This is a genomic window from Lawsonibacter sp., from assembly GCF_022777125.1.
Taxonomy (GTDB): Bacteria; Bacillota; Clostridia; order Oscillospirales; family Oscillospiraceae; genus Lawsonibacter_A; species Lawsonibacter_A hominis.
This window is the reverse complement of sequence record NZ_JALFGV010000049.1, coordinates 1-9,169: the sequence shown is the minus strand read 5'-3', so window position 1 is coordinate 9,169 and position 9,169 is coordinate 1. Positions and strand designations below refer to the sequence as shown.

General features: G+C 60.3%; 10 protein-coding genes and 1 pseudogene. 5 read left to right on the top strand and 6 right to left on the bottom strand.

The window, feature by feature from the left end; translation table 11 throughout:
* Window positions 1–61: 61 nt before the first annotated feature.
* The 5 genes and pseudogenes from MR825_RS04250 (at window position 62) to MR825_RS04230 (ending at window position 2,082) form a co-directional block, all read left to right on the top strand.
* The gene (locus MR825_RS04250) at window positions 62–439 is read left to right on the top strand and encodes an IS5 family transposase (protein WP_186909092.1); all 378 of its coding nucleotides are present in this window, start codon (window positions 62–64) and stop codon (window positions 437–439) included.
* A complete protein-coding gene (locus MR825_RS04245) occupies window positions 436–828 on the top strand; it encodes an IS5 family transposase (RefSeq protein WP_186909093.1) in 393 nt (130 codons plus the stop codon). The genes MR825_RS04250 and MR825_RS04245 overlap by 4 nt, the downstream gene beginning before the upstream one ends.
* Window positions 829–880: 52 nt before the next feature.
* Window positions 881–1,123, top strand: a complete 243-nt coding sequence (locus MR825_RS04240) for an AbrB/MazE/SpoVT family DNA-binding domain-containing protein (RefSeq protein WP_186908104.1) — start codon at window positions 881–883, stop codon at window positions 1,121–1,123.
* Window positions 1,124–1,286: 163 nt separating this feature from the next.
* Window positions 1,287–1,472: pseudogene (locus tag MR825_RS04235) on the top strand (TnpV protein); the annotation flags it as partial.
* A gap of 127 nt (window positions 1,473–1,599) precedes the next feature.
* A complete protein-coding gene (locus tag MR825_RS04230; RefSeq protein WP_186908103.1) occupies window positions 1,600–2,082 on the top strand; it encodes a GNAT family N-acetyltransferase in 483 nt (160 codons plus the stop codon).
* A gap of 381 nt (window positions 2,083–2,463) precedes the next feature.
* On the opposite strand, the gene rsmI is transcribed toward MR825_RS04230, so the two are convergent.
* The 6 genes from rsmI to MR825_RS04200 form a co-directional block, all read right to left on the bottom strand.
* Window positions 2,464–3,294, bottom strand: a complete 831-nt coding sequence (rsmI, locus tag MR825_RS04225; protein WP_256176227.1) for a 16S rRNA (cytidine(1402)-2'-O)-methyltransferase — start codon at window positions 3,292–3,294, stop codon at window positions 2,464–2,466.
* A gap of 5 nt (window positions 3,295–3,299) precedes the next feature.
* The gene (locus tag MR825_RS04220; RefSeq protein WP_287879070.1) at window positions 3,300–3,932 is read right to left on the bottom strand and encodes a tRNA1(Val) (adenine(37)-N6)-methyltransferase; all 633 of its coding nucleotides are present in this window, start codon (window positions 3,930–3,932) and stop codon (window positions 3,300–3,302) included.
* Between the two features lie 5 nt (window positions 3,933–3,937).
* Window positions 3,938–4,555: an NUDIX hydrolase gene (locus tag MR825_RS04215; protein ID WP_256176226.1), complete on the bottom strand. Its 618-nt coding sequence runs from the start codon at window positions 4,553–4,555 to the stop codon at window positions 3,938–3,940.
* A 299-nt stretch (window positions 4,556–4,854) separates the two neighbouring features.
* A complete protein-coding gene (gene nrdG, locus MR825_RS04210) occupies window positions 4,855–5,382 on the bottom strand; it encodes an anaerobic ribonucleoside-triphosphate reductase activating protein (protein ID WP_287879068.1) in 528 nt (175 codons plus the stop codon).
* A 53-nt stretch (window positions 5,383–5,435) separates the two neighbouring features.
* Window positions 5,436–7,757, bottom strand: a complete 2,322-nt coding sequence (locus MR825_RS04205; protein WP_287879067.1) for an anaerobic ribonucleoside triphosphate reductase — start codon at window positions 7,755–7,757, stop codon at window positions 5,436–5,438.
* Window positions 7,758–8,020: 263 nt separating this feature from the next.
* The coding region (locus tag MR825_RS04200; RefSeq protein ID WP_287879065.1) for a homocysteine S-methyltransferase family protein at window positions 8,021–9,169 on the bottom strand (1,149 nt) is incomplete at its 5' end.

Genomic DNA, 9,169 nt, shown 5'->3' with positions numbered 1-9,169 from the left:
CTAGAGTCTGTTTTAAAACCTAGCCATTGTGTGAAAAACGACGATGTAATAGAATGGGAGCATGAAGAGACATGAAATAAGCGAAAAACAATGGAATAGGATCAAGGACAAGTTCCCGCCTGAGAGGAAGCCGCAAGGAGGGCGTCCAGGGAAAAGTAACCGGGAAATGCTTAACGCGATTCTATACTGGCTGAACACGGGGATTCCATGGCGGGATCTGCCGGAGCGGTTCGGCCCGTGGCAGAGCGTATACAGTCGGTTTCGGGCCTGGACAAAAGCCGGAGTATGGGAAAATATCCTCACAGTCCTGATTGAGCAGGATTTGGTGGACGAAACAACGCTGATGCTGGACAGCACTACAATCAAGGTTCACCAACACGCTAGTGGGGCTAAAAAGGGGGATATCACGAGGAAACCGGGCGGAGCAGGGGAGGCTTGACCACGAAGGTCCATGCGGTAACGGATGGACTTGGGAATCCATTGCGCTTTTTGCTCTCCAGTGGGAACCGTAATGATATCTGCGTGGCGCAGGCACTGTTGGAACCTTTTGATTTAAACGGCAAACTCATTCTGGCGGATAAAGGCTATGACAGCGATAAATTTGTACGCTGGTTGGAAGAACGGGGCGGAATCGTGGTGATTCCCAGCCGTATCATTGCCAAACACCCCAGGAAAACAGACTGGCACACGTACAAAGAGCGTCATCTGGTGGAAAACCTTTTCCTCAAGCTGAAAAACAACCGCCGTTTTGCCACCAGGTATGAGAAGAAAGCACTCTATTTTCACGCTGTTGTCTGTCTTGCCTGTATCCTCGTTTGGTTACTTTGATGGTTTTAAAACAGACTCTAGGGCAGTTCATGGGGAAAGGAAGTAGTAATCTATGAAATCCACCGGTATTGTGCGGAAGGTCGATGAACTTGGGCGCATCGTTCTTCCGATCGAACTGAGGCGCACCCTGGATATTGCGGAGAAGGACTCTCTTGAAATCTATGTGGACGGTACCTCCATCGTCTTGAAGAAGTACCAGCCCGCTTGCATTTTCTGTGACGACGCAAAGGGTGTCATCAATTTTAAGGGCAAGAACGTCTGCCCCAACTGCATCAAGGAACTTCAGGCGAAGTAAGCCCTTTTACCGGGACGCCGCGCCCCCTGCCCAGCCTGGGCAGGGGGCGTTTCCATGCCTTTCCACCTCGTTTACAAAACTTTAAATTATACTCATCGTAATATTTTTAGCTGTGAAATATATCCAAAACAGGAAGCCGCACCATAGGTGGGCATCCATAAGAAAGTATTGCGCCAAAATTGAAGAAGCGGCACGAAACCGTATGGAGCTGATCGTGCCGGATCTCGCGAAGCGAAACGGCGTGACCGAACAACTCAAAGCCGTTAATCAAATAGAATGGGTACGGCAGATGAACGCTTGCAAGGTACAGGCAGAAACGATTGTAAAGTTTGAGCTGATTTATGATTGATACCGAGGATGCCCGGACGAAAAATATTCGGGCGTTTCTTGTGCATATAATCGAATTTTTTACATCTTTCTGATATACTTTATTCAGCGAAAGAGCGAGATGAATTCTGGTTTGTGAGGATGAAAGTATGCTGAGACTGGAGAAAGTTAATGGGAAAAATGTGTGGGACATTCTTAAGTTGAGAGTAGCCAAAGAGCAAGAAAATTTTGTTGCGCATAATGATATAAGTATTATTGAAGCATATACAGCAATAACAGGAAATGGTTATGCCTTCCCTTTCGGAATATATGAGAACGATACGCCGATAGGTTTTTTGATGATTGGATTTGACACAGACGATTATTGGGACGATGCCCCACCAGTGGCCATAGGCAATTACAATCTCTGGCGATTGATGATAGATAGAAAGTATCAAAATAAAGGATATGGAAAGGAAGCACTTGGTCTAGCATTAGATTTCATAAAATCATTACCATGTGGTAAAGCAGAGTACTGTTGGCTATCATATGAACCAGAGAATGATATTGCCCGTTACCTGTACCGCTCATTTGGGTTTGTTGAGACAGGGGAAATGGACGGGGAGGAATTGATTGCTACGCTGAAGTTATAAACGTCAAATTCCAATTTGTTGAACTGTTGAAAAATCCCTTTAGGAACTAAAGAGCGCACTTCTATACTCTCCTATCGGGAGTATCGTGCGTTCTGCGGAGCTTCATTCTCTGTCAGCAGAAAGAAACTGCTTGACCGAGAATGTTGCGTTACTTCGTTCCGTCAAGGTGGCTACACCCCCTTGCGCCGCTAAAGCGGCTATCCCCTGTAGACTTGCCGTCCGCAAACGGGTTTGACAAACCGTTCGCCGCCAGCAAGTTTGAAGAATAGAAATAAAAATAATCCTCCGTATGATCTCAATCATACGGAGGATTAACTGCTTTATGAACACCCGCCTATTCCGCGCGGCTTCCTGTTTTGCTCTTTTGGATGCTGTACGCGGCTATGTTCCGATCGCACGCTCATAAAGTTCGTTCTTGGGCAGCCCCGTCTGCTGCGCCGCCTGCCGTACCGCGTCCCGCAGGGAAAGCCCGGAGGCGCGCAGGGCGCACACCAGGGCAACGCCCTGCTCCATGGGCACCTCAACCGCCCGGCAGGGCTGCGCCCCCTCCAGCACCAGCACGAATTCTCCCCGGGGCGGGTTGGTTTCGTAGAATTCCGCCGCCGCGCCCAGGGTGGTGCGGCGCACCTCCTCATGGAGCTTGGTCAGCTCCCGGCACAGGGTGAGGCGCCGCTCCGGCCCGAACTGCTCCAGCAGGTCGGCCAGGGTGGCACGGAGCTTATGGGGCGCCTCGTAGAAGATCATGGTGCGCTCCTCGTCCCGCAGGGCGGCCAGATGGGCGCGGCGGTTCTTTTTGTTCATGGCCAGAAACCCCTCAAAGGTAAAGCGTCCGGTGGGCAAACCGGACACTGCCAGGGCCGTGATGAGCGCGCAGGGACCCGGAAGGGCCACCACCTCCACCCCTGCCCGGGCGCAGAGAGCCACCAGCTCCTCTCCGGGATCGGATACCGCTGGGGTGCCCGCGTCGGTCACCAGAGCGCAGCTCTCCCCCGCCAGCAGCCGCTCCAGCACGGCCTGTCCCCCCGCCTGCGTATTGTGGCGGTAATAGGATACCATAGGCTTTTTGAGCCCCAGGTGGTTGAGCAGCTTCCGGCTCACCCGGGTATCCTCGGCGGCGATAAAGTCGGCCTGGGCCAGGGTCTCGGCGCAGCGGGGCGAAATATCCCCCAGGTTGCCGATGGGCGTTGGGACCAGATAAAGCGTTCCGGCCATAGGGCTCACCTCTCGTTCAAAATCAGCGTGGGCAGCACGGACAGGCCCGGCCTGCCCTGGCGCACCGCCTCCACCAGCACAGCGGCGGGCGGCTTGTCCCGGTCATGCTGGACCATCTGCAGGCGCTTTGGTTCCAGGCCGCTCTGCCCCAGGGCCTCCATCAACCCAGCCAGGCGCTCCGGCCGATGGACCAGGGCAAACCGCCCGCCGTTTTTCAGCAGGAAGGCCGCGGCGGCGCACACCTGCGTCAGGGTACAGCACAGCTCCATCCGGGCGCTGCCGCCGCTTTCTCCGCTGCCTGCGGGGAAGTAGGGCGGATTGGAGACCACCAGATCGAAGCGCCCCGCCGGAAACTGCTCCCGGACCCGGCGCAAATCGCCGGTCCGGATGACGCCGGACAGGCCGTTTTCCGCCAGATTGCGCCGGGCCAGCGCGGCGGCTTCCCCGTCCAGCTCCACGCCGGACAGGTCCAGGGAGCTCTCCCGCGCCAACAGCAGCAGGGGCAGCGCCCCCGCGCCGCAGCCCAGGTCGCACACCCGCCCGCCCCGCCGGAGGGTGGCGAAGCGCCCCAGCAGCAGGGTATCCTGCCCCAGCGGAAAGCCTCCCTGCCGGTACGTAAAGGGCCCCAGGCGCTCCATGCCGCTCACGTGCGCTCCATTCCTTCCAGCAGCCCCCGGACGATGCGCCCGGTCATACCCCAGATGGCCCGCCCCTGCCACAGATAGATGGGCACATCCATACGTCCCCGGTGCCAGCCGTAGCGCTTCTGCGCCCCCACCAGCGCATAGGGGAAGTCGTCGCCCACCTGGGGCACCAGTTCATAGGAATACACCCGGGGCGGGTGGTCCCGAAAAAAATCCACAGGCACCAGAAAGGTCTCCTTCACCTCCGCGGGGCTGGGACGCATGGCGTCTACGGCGGCTGGGTCCACCCGGCCCAGCAGGGGGTAGAGCACAAAGCTGCCCTGTCCCGTCTGGTAATCCAGGGGGGCGATCAGTTGCACCGCACTCCGGGGGATCCCCAGCTCCTCCTCCGTCTCCCGCAGGGCACAGCCGGCCGGCTCCTCCTCCGGCTCCATATGTCCTCCCGGGAAGCACACCTCCCCCGGCTGCCGCCCCAGAGTCTCGGCGCGCACCTCAAAGAGCAGACAGGCCTCTCCCGCCCGCTCCACCAGCGGCACCAGCACCGCGTATTCCTTCCGTACCCCCTGGGGACGCGGGGCATGTCCCCGCCAGCGTTCCTCAAACTCCCGAATGGTCATGGCTTCCCTCCCGGCCCGGCAAGCCGTCTGCGTCCGCGGCAGCGCCAGCGGCCGGTGCCCTCCGCATAGCCGCAGATCCGTGGATCGGCCGGCGCTGCATTCCGAAAGCGCGGCGGCCGGGGCGGCCCAAACACCCCCCGTCATTTCCACCGGCGCTTTTCCCGTTTTCCGGCACAGCGCCTTCCGGGGCTGCGCCGGGCCGGGTAAAATAACTTCCATATCTGTTTTCCCTCTTGGCCCTCAACCGTAATTTGTACACGGCTCCAGGGGAAGGGGCGGACGCCTTCGCCGCCGGGCGCTTAGGATTCCGGTACGGTAAAGTGAGACAGCGTGCCCCGCCGCGTCCACGCGACTGCCCGGCCTGCGGCGCGGCTTTTGGGCACGTCGATCAGCCGCTGGTTGCGGCTGCCCCGAAACAGCGCGTCATAGGACTTCTCCGCCAGCCAAAACGGCCCGTCTACCAGCACGTCGGTGGCCGCCAGCAGCTCCAGCCGGGCCGGGTCTCCTTCCGCCAGAAGCTTTTCATAAGTATAACCCGTATAGGTCCATACATTCAAGCCCTTTTCCCGGGCAATTCGGGCCAATGCGGCGCACTCCGCCGCCTGAAGAAAGGGTTCTCCCCCGGAAAGCGTCACCCCGTCGGTCAGGGGATTCGCCAGCATCCGTTCGGCCAGCTCCTCCAGGGAAGCCTCCCTCCCGCCCGCAGGGTCGTGGGTCTCCGGATTGTGGCAGCCGGGACAGCCGTGGGGGCAGCCCTGCGTAAAGACGGTAAAACGCAGGCCGGGCCCGTCCACGATGGAGTCGGATACCGTATTGGCAATGCGCATGCACTCACCTCCGCATTGGTTTGGGGCGGGCCCTTCGGCCCGCCCCCCGTTCTTTATACGCTGTGCTTGACCCGGTCGTGTTCCTCGGCCCGCTTGGCGTTGTTGAAGCGGTCCAGGGTGCCTACCAGATAACCGGTGATGCGCCGGATGCGCTCGAAGGGCACGCCGTCGGCCTCCGTGCGGCCGCAGCCGGGGCACTGATCCCCAATGATACCGGAAAATCCGCATACCGGGTCCCGGTCCACCGGGTGATTGACGCTTCCGTAACCGATGCCGTTTTCCTTCATGCAACGGATGACCTTCTCAAAGGCCTCCAGGTTTTCCGTGGGATCGCCGTCCATCTCGATATAGCTGATGTGCCCGGCGTTGGTAAGCGCGTGATAGGGCGCCTCGATCCGGATCTTATCGTAGGCGGAGATAGGGAAATACACCGGCACATGGAAGGAGTTGGTGTAATAGTCCCGGTCGGTGACGCCCGGGATCGTTCCGAAGCGGGCCTTGTCCAGTTTGACGAAGCGGCCGGAGAGGCCCTCCGCCGGGGTTGCCAGCAGGGAAAAGTTGAGCCCCCGCTTCGCGCTCTCTTCATCCATCCGGGAGCGCATATGGGAGATGATCTCCAAGCCCAATACCCGGGCCTTCTCGCTCTGGCCATGGTGCTCGCCGGTCAGGCTCTTAAGGGTCTCGGCCAGGCCGATGAAGCCCACGGACAGCGTGCCGTGCCTGAGCACCTGGCGCACCTCGTCGTCCCAGTCCAGCTGGTCGGAATCCAGCCAAACGCCCTGCCCCATGAGGAAGGGGTAGTTGCGCACGTGCTTGCGGCACTGGATCTCAAAACGCTCCAGCAGCTGAGCCACGCACAGGTCCAGCATCCGGTCCAGCCCCTCGAAGAACAGGGAAAGATCCCCCTTGGCCTTGATGGCCAGACGCGGCAGGTTGATGGTGGTGAAGCTCAGGTTGCCCCGGCCGTTGCAGATCTCCCGGCTGGGATCGTACACGTTGCCGATGACCCGGGTACGGCAGCCCATGTAGGCGATCTCCGTCTCCGGGCGGCCGGGCTTATAATACTGCAGGTTGAAGGGGGCGTCCAGGAAGGAGAAGTTTGGAAACAGGCGCCTGGCGGAGCAGCGGATGGCCAGCTGGAACAGGTCGTAGTTGGGCTCGCCGGGGTTGTAATTGACCCCTTCCTTCACCCGGAAGATCTGAATGGGGAAAATGGGGGTCTCCCCGCCGCCCAGCCCGGCCTCGGTGGCCAGCATGATGTTTTTCATCACCATGCGCCCCTCCGGGGAGGTATCCATGCCGTAATTGATGGAAGAGAAGGGGGTCTGGGCCCCGGCCCGGGAGTGCATGGTGTTCAGGTTGTGGATCAGGGCCTCCATGGCCTGATAGGTGGCCCGGTCGGTCTCCTTCACCGCCCGGTAGTGGGCAAACTCCTGGGCCTTTTGGATCTCCGCTTCCTCCCCGAACCGGGGCGCCAGCGCCAGACGCTCGGCCGCAAAATAGTCCCCGCAGCCCTCCAGCGTGGGCTGGAGGGCCTGCTTTTCCCCGATGCCCGCGATCACGCCCTTGAGTTCCCTCTCCGGATCCTCCAGCCCGGAGAGCAGCATCAGCGCCCGGGCCAAGTTCTGCCGGTAAAGGCGCACGAAGGTCTTTTTCACCCCGTCGGCCATGCCGTAATCGAAGTTGACCACGCTCTGTCCGCCGTGCTGGTCGTTCTGGTTGGACTGGATGGCGATGCAGCACAGGGCGGCATAGGAGGAGATGTCGTTGGGCTCCCGCAGGGTGCCGTGGCCGGTGGAAAAGCCGCCTTTGAACAGCTTCCGGATGTCGATCTGGCAGCAGGTGGTGGTCAGGGTAAGGAAGTCCAGGTCGTGGATATGGATGTCTCCCTCCCGGTGCGCCCGGGCATGATCCGGGTTGAGCACGAACATATCGTAGAACTGCTTGGCTCCTTCCGAGCCGAACTTGAGCATGCTGCCCATGGCGGTATCCCCGTCGATGTTGGCGTTCTCCCGCTTCAGGTCGGATTCCTTTGCGGCGGAGAACGTGATGTCCTCATAGGTCTTCATCAGGCGGGTGTTCATCTCCCGGGCCCGGCTGCGCTGGTCCCGATACAGGATGTAGGCTTTGGCGGTCTGTACGTAGCCGTTGTCCATCAGCACCCGCTCCACCAGATCCTGGATGTGCTCCACGTCGGGCTGCTGGCACCCCTCCACATCCAGGATGGAGAGCACCTCTTCCGCCAGGCGCTGGGCAGTCTCCTCCTGTCCCGGCTTGTAGGTGGCGTTGAAGGCCTTGGTGATGGCCTGGGCGATCTTTCCCTCATTAAAGTCGGCCAGCCGCCCGTCCCGCTTCCGGATCTTTGTCACTGTCATTTGCAAGCGCATCCTTTCTCCAAGCGTAAAAAACGCCCTTTTTCAGAGCGAAAAGTCCCTTTTGCGCAGCACTATATCTTGTGGTCTTTTTTCGATAAGCCGTTTTTATAATACCTTATCTTGCATGTTCCGTCAAGGCAGAAAACAAAAAGCACGTTCCAAAAACCGAACGTGCTTTTTGTTGGTTTCACCCATTTCGGCGTCTGTTCCAATCCCTGCGAAAGGACGAACGGGCGGCGTTTGCGCCGTTTTCAGACCGGGCGCTAAAGCAGGACCAATCCATACCGGACGCGCATCTCCTCCAGAAACGCCTCGTCCAGATCACCGGTCCCGTCCCAGAAGGCCCGGCCCTGGTAGAGCCGCAGCGCCTTCTCCAGCAGCTCCGGCACGTCGGAGAACAGGCACAGGGCGTCCTTGACCGCATACTGGTTCTCTGCAAAGATATCCAGGTCGTCCTCCTCCAGGATGGCGATCTTCAGCGCTCCCTGCGGGGCCTCCTCCTCCGCCTCCAGGATGTCCTCCATCAGGTCGCTGGTGCATGCGATCGTCTCCCCCACGTCCACATCGGGGGTAATGAAGCGCGCCTCCTTCTCGCTGGCGCAGGGGATCACGTCGGGGTCGTGCTCGACTGCGGGAAACGCTGCAAAATCGATCTCCGCCAGCGCCTCCCGCAAAGCGGCGATGTGTGCGGGCGTGGTGCCGCAGCAGCCGCCGAAGATGCGCACCCCCGCCGCTGCAAACGCGCGGGCATAGGCGGCAAATTCCTCCGGCGGACAGCGGTAGACGACGCCCCCATCCACCCTCTCGGGCAGGCCCGCGTTGGGCTTTGCGATCAGAGGCACTGCGGCGTATGGGGTCAGCCGGCGGATCTGCTCCAGCATCCCCCCCGGCCCGGAGGAGCAGTTGAGGCCGAAGGCGGCCGCCCCCATGCCCTGCAGGATGATCAAAGCCGCCAGCACATCGCTGCCCGAGAGGGTACGCCCGTTCTCATCGCAGGTGAAGGTGACCCACACCGGCTTGTCCGACACGCTTTTACAGGCCAGCACCGCCGCCCGCGCCTCCGGCACGGTCATAGTGGTCTCGATCAGGAACAGATCCACCCCGGCCGCCGCCAGAGCGCGGGCCTGCTGGGCATAGACGTCCACCAGCTCTTCAAAGCTGCTCGCTCCGAACGGCGCCAGCAGCAGGCCCGTCGGAGCCAGATCGCCCGCCACCAGGACGCGGCCGTCCGCGGCCGTCCGGGTCAGTTCCACCAGGCGGCGGTTGTACTCCTCTACCCGGTCCTGGGCGCCGTGCCGCGCCAGGCTCACCCGATTCGCCCCGAAGGTGGGGGCGATCAGCACTTGGCTGCCCGCCTCCACATAGGCCCGCTGGATCTCCAAAAGGGCCTGGGGGTGCTCCAGCACCCACTG

Bases quoted from the DNA above. Each gene is read 5' to 3' on its own strand.
- MR825_RS04250 (WP_186909092.1), top strand. From the start codon at position 62: ATGAAGAGACATGAAATAAGCGAAAAACAATGGAATAGGATCAAGGAC.
- MR825_RS04240 (WP_186908104.1), top strand. From the start codon at position 881: ATGAAATCCACCGGTATTGTGCGGAAGGTCGATGAACTTGGGCGCATC.
- MR825_RS04230 (WP_186908103.1), top strand. From the start codon at position 1,600: ATGCTGAGACTGGAGAAAGTTAATGGGAAAAATGTGTGGGACATTCTT.
- rsmI (WP_256176227.1), bottom strand. From the start codon at position 3,294: ATGGCCGGAACGCTTTATCTGGTCCCAACGCCCATCGGCAACCTGGGG.
- MR825_RS04220 (WP_287879070.1), bottom strand. From the start codon at position 3,932: ATGGAGCGCCTGGGGCCCTTTACGTACCGGCAGGGAGGCTTTCCGCTG.
- MR825_RS04215 (WP_256176226.1), bottom strand. From the start codon at position 4,555: ATGACCATTCGGGAGTTTGAGGAACGCTGGCGGGGACATGCCCCGCGT.
- nrdG (WP_287879068.1), bottom strand. From the start codon at position 5,382: ATGCGCATTGCCAATACGGTATCCGACTCCATCGTGGACGGGCCCGGC.
- MR825_RS04205 (WP_287879067.1), bottom strand. From the start codon at position 7,757: ATGACAGTGACAAAGATCCGGAAGCGGGACGGGCGGCTGGCCGACTTT.